Source organism: Burkholderia sp. LFS061 (assembly GCF_047978125.1).
Classification (GTDB): Bacteria; Pseudomonadota; Gammaproteobacteria; order Burkholderiales; family Burkholderiaceae; genus Burkholderia; species Burkholderia pyrrocinia_C.
Window position 1 is genome coordinate 18,081 of the sequence record NZ_JBFPFS010000050.1, and the last position, 22,182, is coordinate 40,262.

Annotated in this window: 16 protein-coding genes; 10 read left to right on the plus strand and 6 right to left on the minus strand. The window is 67.6% G+C overall.

What is annotated here, in order from left to right:
* Window positions 1–123: 123 nt before the first annotated feature.
* From ACNQQL_RS30555 to ACNQQL_RS30565, 3 genes are all read right to left on the minus strand, one after another.
* Complete coding sequence (locus ACNQQL_RS30555) at window positions 124–1,983, minus strand: YadA family autotransporter adhesin (RefSeq protein ID WP_347067885.1); 1,860 nt, start codon at window positions 1,981–1,983, stop codon at window positions 124–126.
* A gap of 268 nt (window positions 1,984–2,251) precedes the next feature.
* Entirely contained in the window at window positions 2,252–4,126 is a 1,875-nt protein-coding gene (gene ggt, locus ACNQQL_RS30560) for a gamma-glutamyltransferase (RefSeq protein WP_347067887.1), read from the minus strand.
* A 71-nt stretch (window positions 4,127–4,197) separates the two neighbouring features.
* Window positions 4,198–5,160 (minus strand): LysR family transcriptional regulator, encoded by a 963-nt coding sequence (locus tag ACNQQL_RS30565; protein ID WP_347067889.1) that lies wholly within the window; start codon window positions 5,158–5,160, stop codon window positions 4,198–4,200.
* A 154-nt stretch (window positions 5,161–5,314) separates the two neighbouring features.
* On the opposite strand from ACNQQL_RS30565, the gene ACNQQL_RS30570 reads away from it, so the two are divergent.
* From ACNQQL_RS30570 to ACNQQL_RS30610, 9 genes are all read left to right on the plus strand, one after another.
* A complete protein-coding gene (locus ACNQQL_RS30570) occupies window positions 5,315–7,441 on the plus strand; it encodes a 3-hydroxyacyl-CoA dehydrogenase NAD-binding domain-containing protein (protein ID WP_347067891.1) in 2,127 nt (708 codons plus the stop codon).
* A gap of 29 nt (window positions 7,442–7,470) precedes the next feature.
* A complete protein-coding gene (locus ACNQQL_RS30575; protein ID WP_347067893.1) occupies window positions 7,471–8,679 on the plus strand; it encodes an acyl-CoA dehydrogenase family protein in 1,209 nt (402 codons plus the stop codon).
* 14 nt (window positions 8,680–8,693) lie between these two features.
* Window positions 8,694–9,836, plus strand: coding sequence for an acyl-CoA dehydrogenase family protein (locus ACNQQL_RS30580; protein ID WP_347067895.1), 1,143 nt, complete (start codon window positions 8,694–8,696; stop codon window positions 9,834–9,836).
* Window positions 9,837–9,866: 30 nt separating this feature from the next.
* The gene (locus tag ACNQQL_RS30585; RefSeq protein WP_347067897.1) at window positions 9,867–11,072 is read left to right on the plus strand and encodes a CaiB/BaiF CoA-transferase family protein; all 1,206 of its coding nucleotides are present in this window, start codon (window positions 9,867–9,869) and stop codon (window positions 11,070–11,072) included.
* A 287-nt stretch (window positions 11,073–11,359) separates the two neighbouring features.
* Window positions 11,360–11,665 carry a DUF485 domain-containing protein gene (locus tag ACNQQL_RS30590; RefSeq protein WP_014895931.1) on the plus strand — a complete coding sequence of 102 codons (306 nt, stop codon included), beginning with the start codon at window positions 11,360–11,362 and terminating at the stop codon, window positions 11,663–11,665.
* An 11-nt stretch (window positions 11,666–11,676) separates the two neighbouring features.
* Window positions 11,677–13,362, plus strand: coding sequence for a cation acetate symporter (locus tag ACNQQL_RS30595; RefSeq protein ID WP_347067899.1), 1,686 nt, complete (start codon window positions 11,677–11,679; stop codon window positions 13,360–13,362).
* A 398-nt stretch (window positions 13,363–13,760) separates the two neighbouring features.
* A complete protein-coding gene (locus ACNQQL_RS30600) occupies window positions 13,761–15,050 on the plus strand; it encodes a dicarboxylate/amino acid:cation symporter (RefSeq protein WP_034179131.1) in 1,290 nt (429 codons plus the stop codon).
* Window positions 15,051–15,054: 4 nt separating this feature from the next.
* Window positions 15,055–17,064: a sensor histidine kinase gene (locus ACNQQL_RS30605; protein ID WP_347067902.1), complete on the plus strand. Its 2,010-nt coding sequence runs from the start codon at window positions 15,055–15,057 to the stop codon at window positions 17,062–17,064.
* Between the two features lie 80 nt (window positions 17,065–17,144).
* Window positions 17,145–18,500, plus strand: a complete 1,356-nt coding sequence (locus ACNQQL_RS30610; protein WP_034179129.1) for a sigma-54-dependent transcriptional regulator — start codon at window positions 17,145–17,147, stop codon at window positions 18,498–18,500.
* Between the two features lie 97 nt (window positions 18,501–18,597).
* Here the strand turns inward: ACNQQL_RS30610 and ACNQQL_RS30615 are convergent, their stop codons facing one another.
* Complete coding sequence (locus tag ACNQQL_RS30615; protein ID WP_111016032.1) at window positions 18,598–19,134, minus strand: peroxiredoxin family protein; 537 nt, start codon at window positions 19,132–19,134, stop codon at window positions 18,598–18,600.
* 162 nt (window positions 19,135–19,296) lie between these two features.
* On the opposite strand from ACNQQL_RS30615, the gene ACNQQL_RS30620 reads away from it, so the two are divergent.
* Window positions 19,297–19,869: a hypothetical protein gene (locus ACNQQL_RS30620; RefSeq protein WP_347067904.1), complete on the plus strand. Its 573-nt coding sequence runs from the start codon at window positions 19,297–19,299 to the stop codon at window positions 19,867–19,869.
* Window positions 19,870–20,403: 534 nt separating this feature from the next.
* On the opposite strand, the gene ACNQQL_RS30625 is transcribed toward ACNQQL_RS30620, so the two are convergent.
* Both ACNQQL_RS30625 and ACNQQL_RS30630 read right to left on the minus strand, forming a co-directional pair.
* Window positions 20,404–21,207, minus strand: a complete 804-nt coding sequence (locus ACNQQL_RS30625; protein WP_347067906.1) for a DNA-binding domain-containing protein — start codon at window positions 21,205–21,207, stop codon at window positions 20,404–20,406.
* A gap of 17 nt (window positions 21,208–21,224) precedes the next feature.
* Window positions 21,225–22,178, minus strand: coding sequence for a DUF692 domain-containing protein (locus ACNQQL_RS30630; protein ID WP_072437294.1), 954 nt, complete (start codon window positions 22,176–22,178; stop codon window positions 21,225–21,227).
* Window positions 22,179–22,182: the final 4 nt, after the last annotated feature.

The window sequence follows — 22,182 nt, forward strand, 5'->3', positions numbered from 1 at the left end:
CGGGTGTATGGCGCGACGCGTGACGGTGATGAGCGTACAGGGTCGCGAACAGAACGGGCCGGGTTTCGTGTCGATCGAAACCCGGCCCGTTCTGAATGATGCTGTCGGCAATGCCGCGACGGCTTACCAGCGATAGCCGGCGCCGGCGCCGACTGCCACGGTGCCTCGGGTATTGGTCGACCCGGACGCCTTGATGACCCAGCGACCGTTGCGGGTAGCGGTCGACAAACCGAACGCGACGGCCGACTGACCGCTGTACGTGCCGCCGGCGATCGATACCATGCTTTCGCCCGCCAGCGATGCTTGCGGCAGGTTCGCGATCGCGACGGCGGATGCGATGCCGCCGCTTGCGTCGCGCCGGTAGTGATCGATGTCGGATCGAACGCTGCCGATCTGGTCGTTCAACTGCTGCACGTTCACGGCATCGGTCGGCGCGGTGCCGGCCTTGACGTTGGTGATCTGTCGTTCGTGGCCGGGCGAGCCGACGGAGACCGAGTCGTCGCGATCGGCGACGGAGTTCGCGCCGAGCGCGACCGAATTATTGCCCGATGCCGTCGCATTGTTCCCGAGCGCGACGCCGCCATTGCCGGATGCGTTCGAGTTCTGGCCGAGCGCCATCGAATCCGATCCGGTCGCTCCGGAGCCGTCGCCGAGCTGGGCCAGCTGGCTGCCATGCTCGCCCGTCGACGGGTTGGCGCCGGTGCCGTTCTGCTCGACATTCGTCAGGCGGGAATTCAGTGAATCGACGCTGCTCTGGAATTTCTGCTCCATCGCAAAGAGTTGCCCGCCGTTGACGGCCTGCATGCTGCCCGCCGCGATTGCGCCGCCCTTGACGTTGTCGAGCAAGGTGCCGCCCACACCGCCGAGCGTCGCGCTGCCGAGCGTCAGGTCGTCGTACACGATCGCGCCGAGCGGCTTGCCGTTCGGGTCGATCAGGCCAGCCGCCTTGAGCTGCGCGACCGTTACGGCGTCGGTATCGCCAGTGCCGTTCGACAGGCCGGTCAGCGTGCGCGTGCCGTTCGCGCCGGCGACGCTGACGGACGTGCCGCCTTTGTCGGCGCCGATCGAGATCGCGAGACTCGCCGGGTCCTGCCGGACGAGGCCGGTCGTGCCGTTGTCGAGCTGCGCACCGAGATCGTCGACGTCGGTGCGGATCGACTTGACGTCGGTTTCGACCGTTGAGACGCGACCGTCGATCGTCGTGACGCGGCCGTCGAGATTCGTCAGCGCATTGCCGATGTTGTTGAACGATTTCCCGTCGATCGTGTAGTTCGGGCCGCGAACGGTACCGTCCGTGCTGACAACGGCATCGCCGCCGAGTGCGTCGACGACAGGCTTGAGCTGCGACAGGTTGGTTGCGTCGGTGTCGCGCGTGCCGGCCCGGAGGTTGACGAGCTGGCGCTCGCTGCCTGCGTCGCCGACCGAGACAGTGTTCGCGCGGTCGGCGACGCTGCCCTCGCCAAGTGCGACCGCGCCGTGCGCGGTGACCTTTGTGTCCGCGCCGAGCGCGAGGGCGCGGTTCGCGTTGACGTTCGACGAGACGCCGAACGCGCTCGAGCGATCGCCGTGGACGTTCGCGTTTTCGCCGACGGTAGCTCGCCCGTCGGCGACGGACGTCGCGCCGATCGCGATGGCCGAGTAGTCGCCGCCGGACTCGCCGTTTGCGTTCGCGCCGGGACCGATGGCGATCGAGCCGGCACCAGACGCGGCCGGATTGCCGCCGGTGCCGGCATTGACGATCAGGTTGTCGAGAACGAGATCGTCGGCAGCATGGCTGTAGCCGGGCACCAACGCGCTTACCGAGAGCGCAAGCGCCGACATGCGGATGGCAGTCATGGGTTGCCGCTTTGTCGAACCGTGCGGGCGTGCGTTGCCGAAGGAGATGGCAAGTAGGCGAATCATGAATCGTAGTCCTGAATGATGGATTGTGTGCATTCGGACGGTCAATGCCGATTTGCTTCTATTGGCAACGGGACGTTGCAACGTTGTCCGCGAACGGCACGCCGGAGTCGAATGGCCGAGACGTGAGTCAGCGACTATACGGAGCGGCAGATGCGTCGTCGATCAGACAATTACGAAATTGAAGTTAGCGGTATGGGACAGGACATCGCGTATCGATCGGGATGTCGCAGTTGGACAAGACGCGCGAACAGGAGGCGGCCAACGTGTGTCGGACGAGTCGGAATTTCGTCGCGGCGGAGCGGGCGAACGGTATCGCGGCGGCGCGTCGCGCCGCCACGCAGGGAACCGCTCAATCGCCCATCGCGATCCCTTCGCGCCGCGGGTCCGCGCCGCCGAACCACACCGTCTGCCCCTGCACGTTCAGCCGCTGGATCCCTTGCAGCCCCGAATTCATCTCGACGACCTGCACGTCGTGCCTGCGGCCCTTCAGCCCGTCGGCGAGCGCGTCCGACACGCGGCCGCGCTCGAGCTGAGTCGGCCCATTCATCGATCCGAAGTTCGGCAGCGCGATCGCCTGCTGCATCGTCATCCCCCAGTCGAGCACGCCGACCAGCGTCTTCGCGACGTGATTGATGATCGCGGGGCCGCCGGCCGAGCCGACGATCATCGTCACCTGCTTCGTCTTCTTGTCGAACACGAGCTCCGGCGACATCGCCGAGCGCGGCCGCTTGCCGGGCTGCACGCGGTTCGCGACCGGCCGGCCGTTGTCGTTCGACACGAACGAGAAATCGGTGAGCTGGTTGTTCAGCATGAAGCCGCGCACCATCAGCCGCGAGCCGAACGCATCCTCGATGCTCGTCGTCATCGACAGCGCCTGGCCGTAGCGGTCGACGATCGCGATGTCGGACGTCGACGGCAATTCGGGGCTGCGATCGTCGGCCATCGCGAGCGTCGCGCCCCGCGGCGCGCCGGCCTGCACGACGCCCATGCTGTTGTCGCCGATCAGCCGCGCGCGCTGCGCGAGGTAGGTCCTGTCGGTGAGGCTTGCCCAGTTGCCGCCCGGCAGCGGCACGAAATCGGGATCGGCGACATAGCGCGCGCGGTCCGCATACGCGAGGCGCCCGGCTTCGCTGAACAGGTGCGCGGCGAACGGCGTCGGCTCGTAGCCGACGTCGTTGCGCACCGGTTTCTGCGCGCCGATCTGCTGCCAGTCGGGCATCGCCTCGAGGATGCCGAGCATCTGCGCGATCGCGAGACCGCCGGACGACGGCGGCGGCATCCCGCAGACGACCGAGCGCCGGTAGTCGGCGCACAGCGGCGTGCGCACCTTCGCCTTGTAGCGTGCGAGATCCTGGAGCGACAGCAGGCCCGGATTGGTCGGGTGCTTGCGGACCTTGGTGACGATGTCGCGCGCGATCGCGCCGGTGTAGAACGCGTTCGCGCCGCGCTCGGCGACCTGGCGCAGCACGGTTGCGAGCGCGGGGTTCTTCAGCACCGTGCCGGCCGCCTTCGGCGTGCCGTCCGGATTGTAGAAGTACGCACGCGCGGCCGGGTCGTTCTTCAGGTACTTGTCGTTCGCGATCAGCGTCGCGAGCCGCGGGCTGATCGTGAAACCGTGCTCGGCGAGCCGGATCGCGGGCTGGAACAGCCGGCGCCACGGCAGCTTGCCGTGCGCGCGGTGCGCGGCGTCGAGCATGCGCAGCACGCCCGGCGTGCCGACCGAGCGCCCGCCGACGACGCCGTCGTAGAAGCCCATCGGCTGGCCGGTCGGCCCGTAGAACAGGCGGTCGGTCGCGGCGGCCGGCGCGGTTTCGCGGCCGTCATACGCCTGCGTCGCGTTGCCGTCGAAGTACAGCATGAACGCGCCGCCGCCGATTCCCGACGATTGCGGCTCGACGAGCGCGAGCACCATCTGCGTCGCGATCGCGGCGTCGATCGCGGTGCCGCCGGCCTTCAGCATCTCGTAGCCGGCCTGTGTCGCGAGCGGGTTCGCGGCCGCGATCATGCTGTGCTGCGAAGTCCAGCCCGGCTTGTCGACCCAGCCGGACGACAGCTCGGGCGCATGGAAGCCGGGCAGCGGGACGGCTGCGCCCGACGCGGAGGCAACCGGGACGACGGCGCCCGACGGCGTTGACGGGGACGTGCAGCCGGCGTTGAACGCGATGAGCGCGACGGCGGCGAGCAGCGTCCAGGGACGCGAATGCGGACGAATCCGGTCGAACATTGAACCCTCGGCAGCAGTGAATTCGAATGAAGCGATGGTGCAGGCGCAACGGGGCTGCGCGCCCCGGCGCGCTATTGTCGCTGCGCGGCCGGCGGATTGTCACCCGACAGGAAACCCTGACGCATCGCGCCGGGCCCGCCCCGGCCGGCCTTTCCGGCCTGTTCGAGGATGAACTCTATGAACGTCGACGTCGCGCGCGTGTGGTGCCGGTTCGGCATGTAGAGCATGTACATGTGCGTGCCGAAGATGCTGAGCCGATACGCGTCGAGCGACGTGACGACGGTGCCGCGCCGCATGTCGTCCTGCATCACGTAGTCGGGCACGATGCCGACGCCGACCCCCGCGAGGATCGCCTGACGCAGGAACAGGAAGTTCTCCGAAATCAGCGTGGGTTCGAGCAGCACCTCGTGGCGCTCGTCGCCGAGATACGCGGCGATCCTGAGCTGGCGGCCCATCACCGTCGCGGTGACAACCGGCGCGGCGGCCAGCGCGCCGAGGCTCGCGGGCATCCCGTGCGCGGCCGCGAACGCGGCCGACGCGCACGCGACGTAGCGCACCGCGCCCATGTCGCGCGCGACGAGGTTCTGCGGCGGCTCGGGCATCACGCGCACCGCGATGTCGATCTCGTCGCGCATCAGGTCTTCCACGCGGTTCTCGAACACGACGTCGAGCACGATGCCCGGATGCAGCCGCTTGAACGCGAGCAGCCATTCGGACATCACCATCTGTCCGTAGCCGCTCGGCACCGACAGCCGCACGCGGCCCTGCAGGTCCTGGCCGAGCGTCGTCACCGATTCCTCCGCGGCGAGCAGCTCGTTGCGGATGCGCCGGCCGTGCTCGTACAGCTTCAGCCCGATTTCGGTCGGCTCGATGCGCCGCGTCGTGCGCCGCACGAGCTGCTGGCCGATCGAGCGCTCGAGCTGGTTCAGCCGGTAGCTGACGTTCGCGCGGCTCATCTTGAGCCGCTGCGCGGCCTTGCTGAGATTGCCGGCGTCGAGGATCTCGACGAGCAGCGTCAGCGCGTTCAGGTCCATGCGTTCGCTCCTGATCCGTCCCGTTTAACGGTCGGAAAGCATTCAGTGTCAAGTCAGACTTGACAGCTTGTAAAGGCGTGCGGGAATTGTCAATGAATCTCGATCAATCGAGAATCGGTGCATGTCTGGTGCATATGACAGGACAGGAGACACCATGAATTCACCCACCTCACCCCAAGCCGGCACGGTCACGCGCGAGCGGCGCGACAAGGTGCTCGTCGTCACGATCGACCATCCGCCCGTCAACGCGCTGTCGGCCGACGTGCGGCGCGGCCTCGCCGACGCGCTCGACGCTGCGCAGGCCGACGACGCGATCCGCGCGGTGCTGATCGTCGGCGCCGGCCGCAACTTCATCGCGGGCGCCGACATTCGCGAATTCGGCAAGCCGCCCGTGCCGCCGTCGCTGCCCGACGTGTGCGAGCGGATCGAGTCCAGCGCGAAGCCGGTCGTGGTCGCGCTGCACGGCGCGACGCTCGGCGGCGGGCTCGAAGTCGCGCTGGCCGCGCATTACCGGCTCGCGGTGCCCGGCGCGAAGCTCGGGCTGCCCGAAGTCACGCTCGGCCTGCTGCCCGGCGCGGGCGGCACGCAGCGTGCGCCGCGCCTGATCGGTGCGAAGGCCGCGCTCGACCTGATGCTGACGGGCCGCCACGCGAGCGCGGACGAAGCGCTCGCGCTCGGCCTCGTCGATCGCGTCGCGCACAGCGACGACACGCTCGCCGAAGGCCTCGCCTATGCGCAGGAACTCGTGTCGCTCGGCGCGCCGGTGCGCCGCACGCGCGATGCGCAGGGGCTCGCCGATCGCGCGGCCGCGCAGGCCGCGATCGACGCGGCGCGCGCGGAACTGCCGAAGAAGTCGCGCGGGCTGTTCTCGCCGGCGAAGATCGTCGAAGCGGTCGAGGCCGCGCTCACGCAGTCGTTCGACGCGGGGATGAAGTTCGAACGCAGCCTGTTCCTGCAGTGCATCGACAGCCCGCAGCGCGCGGGCCTCGTGCACGCGTTCTTCGCGGAGCGCGAAGCCGCGAAGGCACCCGAGGCGCGGCGCGCGAGCGCGCGGCCGGTCGAGCGGATCGGCGTGGTCGGCGGCGGCACGATGGGCGCGGGCATCGCGGTCGCGGCGCTCGACGCCGGGCTGCCGGTGACGATGATCGAACGCGACGAAGCGTCGCTCGCGCGCGGCCGCGCGCACGTCGAGAAGGTGTACGACGGCCTCGTCGCGAAAGGGCGGATGACGCCGGCCGCGCACGCGGCGCGGCTCGCGCGCTTCAAGGGCAGCACGTCGTACGACGCGCTCGCTCAGGCCGACGTCGTGATCGAGGCCGTGTTCGAGGACATGGCCGTGAAGAAGGCCGTGTTCGCCGAGCTCGCGCGCGTCTGCAAGCCGGGCGCGGTGCTCGCGACCAACACGTCGTATCTCGACATCGATGAGCTGGCCGCGAGCATCGACCGCCCGGCCGACGTGATCGGCCTGCATTTCTTCTCGCCGGCCAACGTGATGAAGCTGCTCGAGATCGTCGTGCCGGCGAGCGTGAGCGCGGACGTCGTCGCGACCGCGTTCGTGCTCGCCAAGCAGTTGAAGAAGACGCCGGTGCGCGCGGGCGTATGCGACGGCTTCATCGGCAACCGGATCCTCGCCGTCTATCGCACGGCGGCCGACTACCTGATGGAAGACGGCGCGTCGCCGTACCAGATCGATCGCGCGGTGCGCGAATTCGGCTTCCCGATGGGGCCGTTCCAGGTGGTCGATCTCGCGGGCGGCGACATCGGCTGGGCGACCCGCAAGCGCCGCGCGGCGACACGCGATCCGCGCGCGCGCTATGTCGAGATTTCCGACCGGCTGTGCGAGCGCGGTTGGTTCGGGCAGAAGACGTCGCGCGGCTACTACCTGTATCCGGACGGCGCGCGCGTCGGCACGCCGGACCCGGAAGTCGAAGCGATCGTCGCGGCAGAACGCGCGAAGAAGGGCGTCACGCCGCGCACGTTCACCGACGACGAGATCCAGCGCCGCTACCTCGCCGCGATGATCAACGAAGGCGCGAACGTCGTGCACGAGAAGATCGCGCTGCGCCCGCTCGATGTCGACGCGGTGTTCCTGTACGGCTACGGCTTCCCGCGCTATCGCGGCGGCCCGATGCACTACGCGGACACGATCGGTCTCGCGAACGTGCTCGCCGATATCCGCGCGTTCGCGAAGGAGGATCCGCTGTTCTGGAAGCCGTCGCCGCTGATCGTCGAACTCGTCGCGCGCGGCGCCGATTTCGCGAGCCTGAACCGCATCGACTGAACGCCAACTGCATTCGCAACGGACCGAAGATGGACCTCGATTTCACTCCCGAAGAGGAAGCCTTCCGCACGGAAGTGCTGCGCTTCCTGCAAGCCGAACTGCCCGAGCGCATCGCGCGCAAGGTGAAGGGCGGCCTGCACCTCACGCGCGACGACATGCGCGAATGGCACGCGACACTCAACGCGCGCGGCTGGCTCGCGAGCCACTGGCCGCGCGAATACGGCGGCCCCGGCTGGAGCGTCGCGCAGAAGTTCCTGTTCGATAACGAATGCGCGCTCGCCGGTGCGCCGCGCATCGTGCCGTTCGGCGTGAACATGCTCGGCCCGGTGCTGATCAAGTACGGCAACGAAGCGCAAAAGCGCCACTGGCTGCCGCGCATCCTCGACGGCACCGACTGGTGGTGCCAGGGCTACTCGGAACCGGGCGCCGGTTCCGATCTCGCGGCGGTGAAGACGAGCGCGGTGCGCGGCATCGACGCGCAGGGCGAGCACTACATCGTGAACGGCCAGAAGACGTGGACCACGCTCGGCCACTACGCGAACATGATCTTCTGCCTCGTGCGCACCGCGACCGACGTGCGCAAGCAGGAGGGCATCAGCTTCCTGCTGATCGACATGAACACGCCGGGCGTAGACGTGCGGCCGATCATCACGCTCGACGGCGAGCACGAGGTGAACGAGGTGTTCTTCACCGACGTGCGCGTGCCGGCGGAAAACCTCGTCGGCGAAGAGAACCGCGGCTGGACCTATGCGAAATACCTGCTCACGTACGAGCGCACCAACATCGCCGGGATCGGCTTCTCGACGGCCGCGCTCGACCGGCTGCGCGCGGTCGCCGCGAAGGTGGCGAAGAACGGCAGGCCGCTCGCGGACGATCCGTTTTTCTCAGCGCGCGTCGCGCGTGTCGAGATCGAGCTCGAGAACATGCGCACGACCAACCTGCGCGTGCTGGCCGCGGTCGCGGGCGGCGGTGCGCCGGGCGCGGAAAGCTCGATGCTGAAGATCCGCGGCACGCAGATTCGCCAGGAGATCGCGTCGCTGATGCGGCGCGCGATGGGGCCTTACGCGCAGCCGTTCATCGACGAAGCGCTCGATGCGGACTACGACGGCGAACCGGTCGGCCCGGACGAAGCCGCGAGCGCCGCGCAGCAGTACTTCAACAACCGGAAGCTGTCGATCTTCGGCGGCTCGAACGAGATCCAGAAGAACATCATCGCGAAGATGATGCTCGGGCTGTAACGAGGAGCGCGACGATGGATTTCCAGCACACAGAAGACCGCCGGATGCTGGCGGACACGTTGAACCGCTTCATCGCCGAACAGTACGCGTTCCCGGTGCGCGATCGCATCGCGCAGTCGGCCGAAGGCTTCGATCGCGCGATGTGGCAGCGCTTTGCCGAACTCGGCACGGTCGGCGCGCTGTTTCCCGAAGCCGACGGCGGCTTCGGCGGCGCGGGCTTCGACATCGCCGTGGTTTTCGAATGCCTCGGGCGCGGGCTCGTCGTCGAGCCGTTCCTCGGCGCGCTGCTTGCGGGCCGCGCGCTGTCGCTCGCCGGTGGCGATGCGCATCGCGAGAGACTGGCGGCATTGATCGACGGCAGCGCGAGCGCCGCGTTCGCGCACGACGAGCCGGGCTCGCACTACGAACTGACGACCGTGCGCACGCGCGCCGAACGCTCGGGCGACGGCTGGGTGCTGACGGGCGCGAAGGGCGTCGTCGACCAGGCCGCGCAGGCGGCGTTCTTCGTCGTCAGCGCGCGCACGTCCGGTCGCGACGACGATGCGGCCGGCATCGGCCTGTTCGTCGTGCCGGCCGATGCGCCGGGCGTATCGCTGCGCGATTACCGGAAGATCGACGGCGGCCGTGCGGCCGAGGTGCGCTTCGATCGCGTTGCGCTGCCGGCCGATGCCGCGCTCGGCGAGCCGAGCGGCGACGGCGAGGCTGGCGCGGCGCTGCTCGAACGCGTGGTCGGCTACGGGCTGCTCGCGCTGTCGGCGGAAGCGCTCGGCGCAATGGACGTTGCGAAGGAGCACACGCTCGAATACCTGCGCACGCGCAAGCAGTTCGGATTGCCGATCGGCAGCTTCCAGGCGCTGCAGCACCGAATGGCCGACCTGCTGCTCGAGGTCGAGCAGGCGCGTTCGGCCGTGATCAACGCGGCTGCGCAGCTCGATGCGCCGCGCGCGGTGCGCGAGCGCGCGCTTGCGGCGGCGAAGTACAGCATCGGCCGGATCGGCGCGCTCGTCGCCGAAGAGAGCATCCAGTTGCACGGCGGGATCGGGATGACGTGGGAGTTGCCGCTGTCGCATTACGCGAAGCGTCTCGTGATGATCGATCACCAGCTCGGCGACGAGGATCACCATCTCGCACGCTACATCGCGCTGTCGAAACAGTAAAAGCGGACAACGCGAATGGAGGAGACAAGAATGACGAACGAATCGGCCGCATTGCCGCTGGCCGGCGTGAAGGTGCTCGATTTCTCGCGCGTGCTCGCGGGCCCGTGGTGCGCGATGGTGCTCGCCGATTTCGGCGCGGAGGTGATCAAGGTCGAGCATCCGGTGCGCGGCGACGACACGCGCGACTGGGGGTTGCGGATCGGCGCTACCGAGACGACCTATTTCAACAGCGTGAATCGCAGCAAGCGTTCGATCTGCGTGGACCTGCAGACCGAAGCCGGGCAGCGCGTCGCGTGCGAACTGGCCGCGCAGGCCGACGTGCTGATCCACAACTTCAAGTTCGGCGGCGCGGAAAAGCTCGGCCTCGGCTACGACGCGCTGGCCGAACTGAACCCGCGCCTCGTGCACTGCGCGATTTCCGGCTACGACCGTTCGGGCGCCGAGGCCGCGCGGCCCGGCTACGACCTCGTCGTGCAGGGCGAGGCCGGGCTGATGGCGCTGAACGGCGAGGCCGGCCAGCCGCCGCTGAAGTTCGGCGTCGCGGCGGTCGACCTGTTCACCGGCATGTATTCGGCGCAGGCGATCCTCGCCGCGCTGTACGAGCGTCATGCGACCGGGCGCGGGCGGCGCATCGAGATGGCGCTGTTCGACTGCGGGCTGATGATCACCGCGTACTACGGGCTCGACGCGCTGCTGATGGGCGAGGACCCGCCGCGCTACGGCAACGCGCATCCGTCGATCGTGCCGTACGGCGTGTTCGACGCGGCCGACGGCCCGCTCGTGATCACCGTTGGCAACAACACGCAGTTCGCGCGCTTCTGCGAGGCGATCGAGCGGCCTGATCTCGCGGCCGACGCGCGCTACAAGACCAACCTCGGCCGCTCGGAAAACCGCGCGGACCTGCTGCCCGAGCTTCGCCGCGAACTCGCGCGCCGGTCGCGCGCGACGCTGCTTGCGGCGCTCGCCGACGCGGGCATCCCGTGCGGCGAAGTGCTCGGATTGCACGAAGCGTTGAGGTCCGAGCGTGCGACCAGTGCGGGGCTCGTCACGCGGCAGCCGCATCCGGTCGCGGGCGGTGTCGACGTGCTTGCGCCGCCGTACCGCTTCGACGGCGCGCGGCTGCCGGTGCGCGGCGCGCCGCCGGTGCTCGGTGCGGATACGGACGCGGTGCTCGGCGGCTGGCTCGGGATGTCGGCCGACGAGGTCGCGCGGCTGCGTGCGGATCGCATCGTGTAACGCGATTTTTGCCGCCGCGGCGCGGGCGGATCGATTGACGCGCCGGCCATCTACAAGATAACCCTCGCGAAACGACGAGGGGCCCTGCGGGGACTGGGGGCGGCGCTCGAGCGCCGATTCCGGTCGACCGCGAAGCATGGGACCGGAGTAAGCGCTAAAGCGCCAACTCCGGTCGACCGCGAAGCATGGGACCGGAGCAAGCGCTAAAGCGCCAACTCCGGTCGACCGCGAAGCATGGGACCAGAGTAAGCGCTAAAGCGCTAACTCTGGTCGACACAGGAGACAACATGGAGCTTTCCGTCATCGAATCGGTCACGGCGCGCCGCGACTACCAGCAACTCGTGCGCGCGCGGCGCCGCTTCAGCTTCACGCTGACGGCGCTGATGATCGCGACCTACTACGGCTTCATCCTGCTCGTCGCGCTCGCGCCGCACGTGCTCGCGGCGCCGCTGTATCGCGGCGCGACGACGACGGTCGGGATCGCCGCGGGCGTCGCGATCATCCTGGTCGCGATCGGCTTGACCGCGTGCTACGTGCTGCGCGCGAATCGTGCGTTCGACCGCCGGGTCGACGCAATCCTGCAGCGTTCCTGACGGAGGCCGACATGCGACGCACATCGATCGCGCTCGGCGCGCTTGCCATTCTCGTTTCCTCCGCCGCCCATGCGGTATCGGTCGCGGGCCCGATGCCCGACAAGGTCGAGCTGAACCCGGTCGCGATCGGGATGTTCTTCGCGTTCGTGTTCGCGACGCTCGCGCTCACACGCTGGGCCGCGCGCCGCACGCGCTCGACGCGCGACTTCTATACGGCCGGCGGCGGCATCACCGGGCTGCAGAACGGGCTCGCGATCGCGGGCGACTACATGTCGGCCGCGTCATTCCTCGGGTTGTCCGGGATGGTGTTCATGTTCGGCTTCGACGGGCTCATCTATTCGATCGGCTTTCTGGTCGGCTGGCCGTTCGTGATGTTCCTGATCGCCGAACCGCTGCGCAACCTCGGCAAGTTCACGTTCGTCGACGTCGTCGCGTACCGCTTCGCGCAGCGGCCGATCCGGCTGCTGACCTCCGCGAACGCGCTGACGATCGTCGTGCTGTACCTCGTCGTGCAGATGGTCGGCGCGGGCAAGCTGATCCAGTTGCTGTTCGGGCTGTCGTACGGCACGGCGGAACTGATCGTCGGCGTGCTGATGGTCGTCTACGTGTTCTTCGGCGGGATGACCGCGACCACCTGGGTGCAGGTGATCAAGGCCGTGCTGCTGCTGTGCGGCGCGACGCTGCTTGTGTTGCTCGCGCTCGGCGAATTCGGCTTCAGCGTCGACGAGATGTTCCGCCGCGCGGTGGCCGTGCATCCGGGCGCGCTCGGCATCATGGGGCCTGGCAAGCTGATCCGCGATCCGGCCAACGCGCTGTCGCTCGGCATCGCGCTGATGTTCGGCACGGCCGGCTTCCCGCACATCCTGATGCGCTTCTTCACGGTGCCGAACGCGAAGGAGGCGCGCAAGTCGGTGCTCTACGCGACCGGCTTCATCGGCTACTTCTACCTGCTGACCTTCGTGATCGGCTTCTCGGCGATCGTGCTGCTCGCGCAGCATCCCGAGTTCTTCAAGCTCGGCGCGAACGGCACGTTCAACCTCACGCATGACCTGCTCGGCGGCTCGAACATGGTCGCGGTGAAGCTCGCGCAGGCGGTCGGCGGGAATTGGTTCTACGGCTTTATCGCGGCCGTCACGTTCGCGACGATCCTCGCGGTGGTCGCGGGCCTGACGCTCGCCGGCGCGACGACGATCTCGCACGACCTGTATGCGCAGATGTGGGCGCGCGGCAAGCCCGACGAGCGCCTCGAGATGCGCATCTCGCGCGCGGCGACGATCGTGCTGTCGGCCGTCGCGATCGGGCTGTCGATCCTGTTCGAGCACGTGAACGTCGCGTTCATGGTCGGGCTCGTCGCGGCGGTGGCCGCGAGCGCGAATTTCCCGGTGCTCGCGATGTCGATCTTCTGGCGCGGGATGACGACGCGCGGCGCGGTGCTCGGCGGCGGCCTCGGCCTCGTGTCGGCGGTGGCGCTCACGGTGCTGTCGAAGTCGGTGTGGGTCGACGTGCTGCACCACGCGCACGCGCCGGTGTTCCTCGACAACCCGGCGCTCGTGTCGGTGCCGCTCGCGTTCGTCGGGATCGTCGCCGGCTCGCTCGCGGATCGCAGCGAGCGCGCACGGCGCGAGCGCGACGCGTTCGCGCAGCAGGAGTTCTACGCGCAAACCGGCCTGCTGGCCGGCGAGGCCGTGCAGCACTGATTGGTCTGACTAAAGCCCCATCCGTCCGGATCGCCGGACGGATATTTTCCGGAAATCCGGAATCCCGGATTTCCTTGCCTGCCGCATTATGAGAAATACAATAAAAACAATGGTTTGAGGGGTTACGGAAACCTGGCATCGACCTTGCGATATAAAACGCATGGCCGCCCACTCGGCCTGACTATTAAACCAAGCGTTGCATGGGACCCAAGTAAGCGCTGAAGCGCTGACTCGGGTCGACAGGAGACAATCGATGACCACTGCCTTCCTCCCCCTCCGGATGTCGTGAGGCATCGCTTGTTGCGGCACGGCAGCCGCGCGGGCGAATGACTCCCCTGGCATTCGCCTGCGCGCGTGACGCCGTTTCCACCGGCTCATCTACTTCAGCAGGAACCATCGTGAAGAAGAAACCCTTCTACAAAGTGCTCTATGTGCAGGTGATCTTCGCCATCATCGTCGGCGTGATCCTCGGCCACTACTACCCGGCGCTCGCCACCGACATGAAGCCGCTCGGCGACGGGTTCATCAAGCTGATCAAGATGGTGATCGGTCCGATCATCTTCTGTACGGTCGTCACCGGCATCGCCGGCATGGAGGACATGAAGAAGGTCGGCCGCGTCGGCGGCAAGGCGCTGCTGTACTTCGAGGTCGTGTCGACCTTCGCGCTGCTGCTCGGCCTCGCGGCCACGCACATCCTGCGTCCGGGCGTCGGCTTCAACATCGATCCGGCGACGCTCGACGGCAAGGCCGTCGCGTCGTACGCGGCGAAGGCGCACGGGCAGTCGACGGTCGACTTCCTGATGCACATCATCCCGAACACGATGGTCGACGCGTTCGCGCAGGGCGAAATCCTGCAGATCCTGCTGATCGCGCTGCTGTTCGGCAGCGTGCTCGCGCACCTCGGCGAACGCGGCAAGGTCGTTACCGACTTCATCGACGGGCTCACGCGCGTGCTGTTCGGCATCGTGCACATCGTCACGAAGCTGGCACCGATCGGCGCGTTCGGCGCGATGGCGTTCACGATCGGCAAGTACGGCGTCGGCTCGCTGGTGCCGCTGCTCAAGCTGATCGGCACGTTCTACCTGACGTCGGTCGTGTTCGTGCTCGTCGTGCTCGGCGCGATCGCGCGCTTCACGGGCTTCTCGATCATCCGCTTCGTGTCCTACATCAAGGAAGAGCTGCTGATCGTGCTCGGCACGAGCTCGTCGGAAGCCGCGCTGCCGCAGCTGATGGAAAAGCTCGAGAAGGCCGGCTGCTCGCGTTCGGTCGTCGGCCTCGTCGTGCCGACCGGCTATTCGTTCAACCTCGACGGCACCAACATCTACATGACGATGGCCGTGCTGTTCATCGCGCAGGCGACCAACATCGAACTGACGTGGATGCAGCAGCTCACGCTGCTGGCGGTCGCGATGCTGACGTCGAAGGGGGCGAGCGGCGTGACGGGCGCAGGCTTCATCACGCTCGCCGCGACGCTGGCCGTCGTGCCGACGATCCCGCTGTCGGGTATGGTGCTGATCCTCGGCATCGACCGCTTCATGAGCGAATGCCGCGCGCTGACCAACATCGTCGGCAACGGCGTCGCGACGGTCGTCGTGTCGGCCTGGGAGAAGGAGCTCGACCGCAACAAGCTGCGCCAGGCGCTGAAGGGCGGCGGCGAGGTTTCGGCGACCGAGACGGCCGGCGTCTGACGTCATGAAGGAGCAGGCGGCGGGACCGCCCGCCGGCGGCACCGCCCGCGGCGGCCGAGGCGTTGACAGGGAGGCCTATGACACAATAGGCGATCCGCATCGCCAGGAAGCCTCGACCGTGACGCGCCGCCTGCTCATCCTCGTCGTGCTTGCCGCCGCGCTCGTCGCGGCGTGCGCACTGACGTGGACGATTACCTGGCAGCGCGGCGTCGCCGAGCTGCAGCGCAACGCCGCGGTGCGCGTCGACCGCACCACCAACGCGCTCAAGAGCACGCTCGACCGCTACGAATCGCTGCCCTATCTGCTCGGCAGCCATCCGTATGTGCAGGACCTGCTCGCCGAGCCGAAGCGCGGCGACTACACCGCGCGCGTCAACCGCTATCTCGAAGATCTCAACGAACACGCGCACGCGACCGTCACCTACGTGATCGGCGCGGACGGCCTGTGCGTCGCCGCCAGCAACTGGCGTGCGCCCGACAGCTTCGTCGGGATCGAATACCGTTTCCGCCCCTACTTCCTCGACGCGATGAACGGCCGGGTCGGCCGCTTCTTCGGGATCGGCACGATCTCGCGCGATCCCGGCTACTACATCTCGCAGCCCGTGTGGCGCGACGGCAAGATCGCGGGTGTCGTCGTCGTGAAGCTCAATCTCGAATGGTTCCAGGGCGCCGATGCGTCCGAGCCGCTCGTCGTCGCGGACGATCACGGCGTCGTGTTCCTGTCGTCGGTGCCCGCGTGGAAGTACCACACGCTGCGGCCGTTGACGGGGCCCGTGGCCGCGTCGATCTACGAGACGCGCCAGTACGCGCAGCAGCCCGTCACGCCGCTGCCGCTGCGCATCGAGCAGACGCTCGGCGCCGATGCGGAGATCGTGCGCCTCGGCGCGGGCCTGCGCGCGCCGCGTTTCCTGGCCAGCAAGCGGCGGATCGGCGAGCCCGACTGGCTGCTCGTCACGCTCGCGCCGATCGCGCCCATCGACGCCGATGCGCGCAACGCGACGATCGTCACGGGCTTCGGCTTCGTGTCGGTCGCGCTGCTCGCGTTCTACTGGCGGATGCGCCGCGCGCGCGTGCGCGAAATGATCCGCGGCCGCGCGCTGTTGCAGCAGGCGTACGCGGAGCTGAACCGGCGCGTCGAGGAGCGCACGGCCGACCTGTCGGAAGCGAACGAGCAGTTGCAGAAGGAAGTCGGCGACCGGATCCGCGCGGAGCAGGAGCTGCGCGCGGCGCACGACGAACTGATCCAGGCGAGCAAGCTGGCCGCGCTTGGCCAGATGGCGGCCGGCATCACGCACGAACTGAACCAGCCGCTCGCGGCGCTGCGCAGCTTCTCGGACAACACGCGCGTGCTGCTCGATCGCGGCGAGCAGGCGGCCGCGCGCGAGAACCTCGAGGCGATCGCCGCGCTCACCGAGCGGATGGGCAAGATCACGAACCAGCTGAAGCTGTTCGTCGGCCGCGCGAAGCCGCGCAACGAGCGGGCGCTCGTCGTGCGTGCGCTGCGCAGCGTGCTGTCGCTGCTCGGCGATCGCCTGCGCGGCGTCGCGCTCACGCTGACGCTGCAGGACGCGACCGTATCGCCCGCGCACGGCGTGCCGCTCGATCTGGCGCGCGACTACCCCGAGCTCGTCGCGCGTTGCGAGGACCTGCGCCTCGAGCAGGTGCTGATCAACCTGCTCGGCAATGCGCTCGACGCGGTCGCGGGCATCGCGGCGCCCGCGATCGAAGTGACGATCGCGGTGTCGGCTGCGACGCTCGCGGTCGAGGTGCGCGACAACGGCCCCGGCATCGCGCCCGACCTGTTGCCGCGCCTGTTCGAGCCGTTCTTCACGACCAAGGAAATGGGGCGCGGGCTCGGGCTCGGCCTCGCGATCTCGTCGTCGATCGCGAGCGACGCGGGCGGTGCGCTGACCGCGCGCAACGCGCCGTCGGGCGGCGCGCTGTTCGTCTTGACGCTGCGGCGCGCGCGCACGCATCATCCGGACTCCGTGTCCGAGCCGGCGGGCTCGCACTAGGCCCGGTCGGCGAACGACCGGCATCAACGCCGCCGCGCGCGCAACCCTGCCGCGCGGCCCGTCAGGAGCAAGTGAGTACGATGGCCAACCGGCTGCAAGTGATCTATATCGAAGACGATGCGCTCGTTCGCCGGGCGAGCGTGCAGAGCCTTCAACTGGCGGGCTTCGACGTCGCCGGCTTCGAGTCGGCCGAAGCGGCCGAGAAGGCGATCGTCGCGGACACCGCGGGCGCGATCGTCAGCGACATCCGGCTGCCCGGCGCAAGCGGGCTCGACGTGCTCGCGCAGTGCCGCGAGCGCGTGCCCGACGTGCCCGTGATCCTCGTCACCGGGCACGGCGACATCTCGATGGCCGTGCAGGCGATGCGCGACGGCGCATACGACTTCATCGAAAAGCCGTTCGCGGCCGAGCGCCTGATCGAGACGGTGCGCCGTGCGCTCGAGCGGCGCGAGCTCGTGCTCGAGAACCATGCGCTGCGGCGCGAACTGGCCGGGCAGAACGTCGTCGCGCCGCGCATCATCGGCCGCAGCCCCGCGATCGAGCAGGTGCGCAAGCTGATCGCGAACGTCGCGCCCACCGACGCGTCGGTGCTGATCAACGGCGACACCGGCGCCGGCAAGGAACTGATCGCGCGCAGCCTGCACGAGCTGTCGCCGCGCCGCGACAAGCCGTTCATCGCGGTGAATTGCGGCGCGCTGCCCGAGCCGATGTTCGAGTCGGAGATGTTCGGCTACGAGCCCGGCGCGTTCACCGGCGCCGCGAAGCGGCGCGTCGGCAAGCTCGAATACGCGTCCGGCGGCACGCTGTTCCTCGACGAAATCGAAAGCATGCCGCTCGCGCTGCAGGTGAAGCTGCTGCGGGTGCTGCAGGACGGCGTGCTGGAGCGGCTCGGCTCGAACCAGCCGATCCGCGTGAACTGCCGCGTCGTCGCGGCCGCGAAGGGCGACATGAGCGAGCTCGTCGCGGCCGGCACGTTCCGGCGCGACCTGCTGTACCGGCTCAACGTCGTGACGATCGCGCTGCCGCCGCTCGCTGAGCGCCGCGAGGACATCGTGCCGTTGTTCGAGCACTTCATGCTCGATGCGGCCGTGCGCTACGGGCGGCCCGCGCCCGTGCTGACCGACCGGCAGCGCGCGAGCCTGATGCAGCGCGACTGGCCCGGCAACGTGCGCGAGCTGCACAACGCGGCCGACCGTTTCGTGCTCGGCGTGGCCGACATGCCGCAGGAAACGGGCGCGGGCGGCGACGCTGCCGACAACGAGCAGACGCTGAAGGAGCGCATCGAGCAGTTCGAGCGCGCGGTGATCGCCGAGGCGCTGAACCAGACGGGCGGCGCGGTCGCCGCGACGGCCGACCGGCTGCATGTCGGCAAGGCGACGCTTTACGAGAAGATGAAGCGCTACGGGCTGTCGGCGAAAGGCGAAACCGAGCGCTGAAAAGCAAACGGACCGCGGAACCGGGCTGGCCGGTCGTGCGGTCCGTTGGAGGGGAAGGGCGCTGCGCGCTGCCCTTCGAGCCGTTGTCGGGCGGCGCTCAAGCCGCGTTGCTGTCGAGCGCCTTCTTGAGCAGCGCGTCGAGTTCCGCGAACTGCGGTGCGCCGACGTAGCGCTTCAGGATCTTGCCGTTCCTGTCGACGACGAAGGTCGTCGGCGTGAGCTGCACGTTGCCGAACTGCTTCGCGACGCTGCCGTCGTCGAGCGCGACCTTGAACGGCAGCTGACGCGTCTGCGCGTAGTTCGCGACGTACATCGGCGGATCGTAGTTCATCGCGACCGCGACGAATTCCAGCCCCTGACCCTTGAAGCGGTTATAGGTATCGACCATCTGCGGCATTTCCTGCATGCAGGTCGCGCAGCTCGTCGCCCAGAAGTTCACGAGATAGACCTTGCCCTTCAGGTCGCCGGCGGTCGAGACTTTCTGGCCCGACAGCAGCGTGAACGTCGCGTCCGGCGCGCTGGACTTGCCGTTGAACGCGAAGAAGCCGGCTACGGCGATGGCCGCGACGACGACGGCCGCGACGATGTAGCGGGCGGGGCCGGCGCTGCGGCGGGCGGGAGGCGTGGTGTTCATCTGCGGTGCTCTCGGAGTCGGTCGATGACGCGGATCGATGCAAAGGACGTCGAAATTCGGCGCTTATTTTAGCGCGAATGCGGTGCGCGCACCGGCGGCGGCCACGCATCCCGGTTTTCACGTTCGGCGGATAATGGCCGTTTTGCCTGCCCGATCCACGCCATGCCGAAGGAAGTCTTCGATTCGTTGCGCCCCCTGTTTCGTCCGCTGCGACACTTCGCCGCGCTTGCCTGCGCGAGCGCCGTGCTGGCCGCGTGCTCGCCGTCGTACGACTGGCGCACGCTGCACAACGAAGTCGGCTACACGATCGACCTGCCGGCGAAGCCGACCGTCGAGGAGCAGCCGGTTGCGATCGGCGGCACGTCGATGCCGATGCGGATGCAGGCCGCGCACGTCGACGGCGCGGTGTTCGCGGTCGGCACGCTGACGCTGCCCGACGACCGCGACGACACGCGCCGCGCGGCGCTCGAGTTCCTGCGCGCCGGGCTGTCGCGCAATCTCGAAGGCGCGCCGCAGACGGCTTCGGTGCCCGTGCCGCTGGCGGCCGGCGGCGCGGTGAACGGGCTCGAGCTGCGCATCGCGGGCGCGGCCGCCGGCGGCGATCGCGCGCGCAAGACGATCGTCGCGCGGCTTGCCGCGCGCGGCCGGCACGCGTACCAGGCTGTCGTGATCGCCGACGGCCCGATCGCCCAGGAGCAGTTCGACCAGTTTTTCGGCTCGTTCAAACTCGACTGACGACGGCCGGAGAGGGCGATCAGACACGGTGTGGCAACCGAAAGTTCATTCGCAGCTTTCGGCGCTAGTCGCCGGATTTTGCGAGGTTTTTTCGGCTATCCACAGCGCATGTGGATAACTTTGTTGAAAAGTCGGCCGGATTTCCCGCCAAGCCGCGCCAGACGGCCCTCCGGCCCGTTTCGCGGCTTGTTCATGTTTTGCGAAAAGTCAATAAAAACAAAGAGATATGGATTCCGTGCCGGAAAGGCCCCGGCAAGCCGTGATCCGGGGTCAGATTCGCGAAATTGTGCATAAGTCAAGTCTTGACAGCCGGATTTTGTCCTCCGGGGGGGGCGCTCAGAGCGCCGTAAGCACGCGCGGGTAGCGGATAGCGTGAATACACTAACGAGTCCGCCATCGAGCCGCCGCAGACGAGGGGTGGATTGTCGACAGTCCTTCTGAGTTCGTCCAATGTCTCTTCATGGCCGCTGAGAGTCATCGGAGGCACCCGCATTCCTCCGTTGCTGCACGAATCTAAAGCCTGGCAGCGTTCCGTTAGCTTTCCAGTACCGCCCTCTCGATGAAGAAGCCCGCCTCTAGCCAAGGGTGGCGTACCTCGTGGCGCCAGGATCGCCATACCTCATCAACGGGATACTCCGCCTCGACCGCGATTGCCTTTATCGATGTTGGGACGTGTCGGGTTCGTTCCACCAGCGACAAGAATCGATGGTGTAGGCGGGTGACCGGAAAAGTGTGGGTGAGAAAGTCGCGACGCAGGATCACCGCATAGGAATCCTTGGCAGCGGGAAACGGTGGCGAGCGGCCGGCGCGAACCTCGTGGTAATACCAGGCGACAGGATAGCGATACTCGATCAGAGCCAAGCAAGGCTGGAGGATCAGTGCCTCATCGTCGACCGACGCGTCGGGCCAGGGCAGTCCCTCGTGGCCCGGTGCGTCGAACAGGCGGTACAAATCGCGCTCATAAGCGGCCAGGTCGATCATGAAGTCGATCCATGACTCGCGTCTTTCCGGCGGTTGGTCCCGATCAGGACGATTGTCCTCGAGCCATTTCGGAAAGCGCCGACCGAGTTCGTACAGCGTGTAGCTGTCGGACGGATACGTCCGCAGATATTCGTCGGCGAAATCGGCAAAAAGAGCGCTTCCCAAAGTGTGGCGGCTGGCGGGAAACTGCTCTTCCAAACATTTTCGCAAGCGCAGAATATAGCTGCACTGATAGATCGACAGACAAGCCGCGGATGACAGATTCGGCCCCGGTAGAAACGTGTCGGCGATGGTGTCGGCATCGGTGCCATCCGGCGCGATCAGCGCGTCGAGCATCCAGCGTTGTAGCGACTGCAAGCGATCGTCTCCTGCGTTCATGACGAGCACACGGCGCTGTTGCTCATGATCTCGGGCACGAGAAACGCAACTGGGGTGGACACGGCCTCGACGTTGTCTGGCTGCGGCCGCCCGGTAGCTTCGACCCGGGTGGGCGCGTCGCCGTCGATGATCTGTCGCGCCCGCATCAATTCGGCGTGCACGCGCTCAAAGGCCGGCACATCGCCATCCCATTCGAGCAAAGTGGCAGCTTGCTCGCTGCGTTGCCAAGCCAGGCGGAACAGATTCCACACCGCCGGAGAAACCGGGCGATCATGCGTGTCGACGATATGAGTGCCGCAATGCTGATGTCCCGCCAAATGCAATTGCACGACGCGATCGAATGGGAACTGGTTCAGGTAATCCATTGGATCGGTGCCGGCATTGAAGCAGCTGACATAAACGTTGTTGACATCGAGAAGCAGCCAGCAGCCCGTTGCGCGGCTGAGCTCGCGCAGAAAGGCGGGTTCGTCCGTAGTCGACTGGCGAAAGCGGACATAGGTGCTGGGATTTTCCAACACCAACGGCCGTCCCAGTAACTCCTGTGCCGCGACGACCCGGGCGCTCACATGCTTGAGCGTCCTTTCGTTGAGCGGCAGCGGAAGGAGATCATGACTGTTGATCCCGAGCGCGCCGGTCCAGCACAGATGGTCGCTGACCCAGCGCGCCGATACCTCGTCGGCCAGCCGCCGCAAACGGGCTAGATAGTCGCGATCGAGCGGGTCGGTACTGCCGATCGACATCGACACACCGTGTAGCACGATCGGATATCGCTCAGCGATCTGTCGCAGGACGGCGCGCGGCCGTCCACCCGAATCCATGAAATTCTCCGAGATCGCTTCGAACCAATCGACCGGCGGCCGCGTTGTCAAGATATGGTCGAAATGCTGGTTGCGCAGCCCGACACCGAATCCCAGTTGGTGTCCGGCCGCACCCCTTCGAAGTTCAATCATGCGG

What these genes read in the sequence shown, in the direction of transcription:
- ggt (WP_347067887.1), bottom strand. Translation starts at nt 4,126, where the DNA reads ATGTTCGACCGGATTCGTCCGCATTCGCGTCCCTGGACGCTGCTCGCC.
- ACNQQL_RS30580 (WP_347067895.1), top strand. Translation starts at nt 8,694, where the DNA reads ATGGATTTCCAGCACACAGAAGACCGCCGGATGCTGGCGGACACGTTG.
- ACNQQL_RS30610 (WP_034179129.1), top strand. Translation starts at nt 17,145, where the DNA reads ATGGCCAACCGGCTGCAAGTGATCTATATCGAAGACGATGCGCTCGTT.
- ACNQQL_RS30605 (WP_347067902.1), top strand. Translation starts at nt 15,055, where the DNA reads ATGAAGGAGCAGGCGGCGGGACCGCCCGCCGGCGGCACCGCCCGCGGC.
- ACNQQL_RS30620 (WP_347067904.1), top strand. Translation starts at nt 19,297, where the DNA reads ATGCCGAAGGAAGTCTTCGATTCGTTGCGCCCCCTGTTTCGTCCGCTG.
- ACNQQL_RS30570 (WP_347067891.1), top strand. Translation starts at nt 5,315, where the DNA reads ATGAATTCACCCACCTCACCCCAAGCCGGCACGGTCACGCGCGAGCGG.
- ACNQQL_RS30590 (WP_014895931.1), top strand. Translation starts at nt 11,360, where the DNA reads ATGGAGCTTTCCGTCATCGAATCGGTCACGGCGCGCCGCGACTACCAG.
- ACNQQL_RS30565 (WP_347067889.1), bottom strand. Translation starts at nt 5,160, where the DNA reads ATGGACCTGAACGCGCTGACGCTGCTCGTCGAGATCCTCGACGCCGGC.
- ACNQQL_RS30630 (WP_072437294.1), bottom strand. Translation starts at nt 22,178, where the DNA reads ATGATTGAACTTCGAAGGGGTGCGGCCGGACACCAACTGGGATTCGGT.
- ACNQQL_RS30615 (WP_111016032.1), bottom strand. Translation starts at nt 19,134, where the DNA reads ATGAACACCACGCCTCCCGCCCGCCGCAGCGCCGGCCCCGCCCGCTAC.
- ACNQQL_RS30575 (WP_347067893.1), top strand. Translation starts at nt 7,471, where the DNA reads ATGGACCTCGATTTCACTCCCGAAGAGGAAGCCTTCCGCACGGAAGTG.
- ACNQQL_RS30585 (WP_347067897.1), top strand. Translation starts at nt 9,867, where the DNA reads ATGACGAACGAATCGGCCGCATTGCCGCTGGCCGGCGTGAAGGTGCTC.
- ACNQQL_RS30595 (WP_347067899.1), top strand. Translation starts at nt 11,677, where the DNA reads ATGCGACGCACATCGATCGCGCTCGGCGCGCTTGCCATTCTCGTTTCC.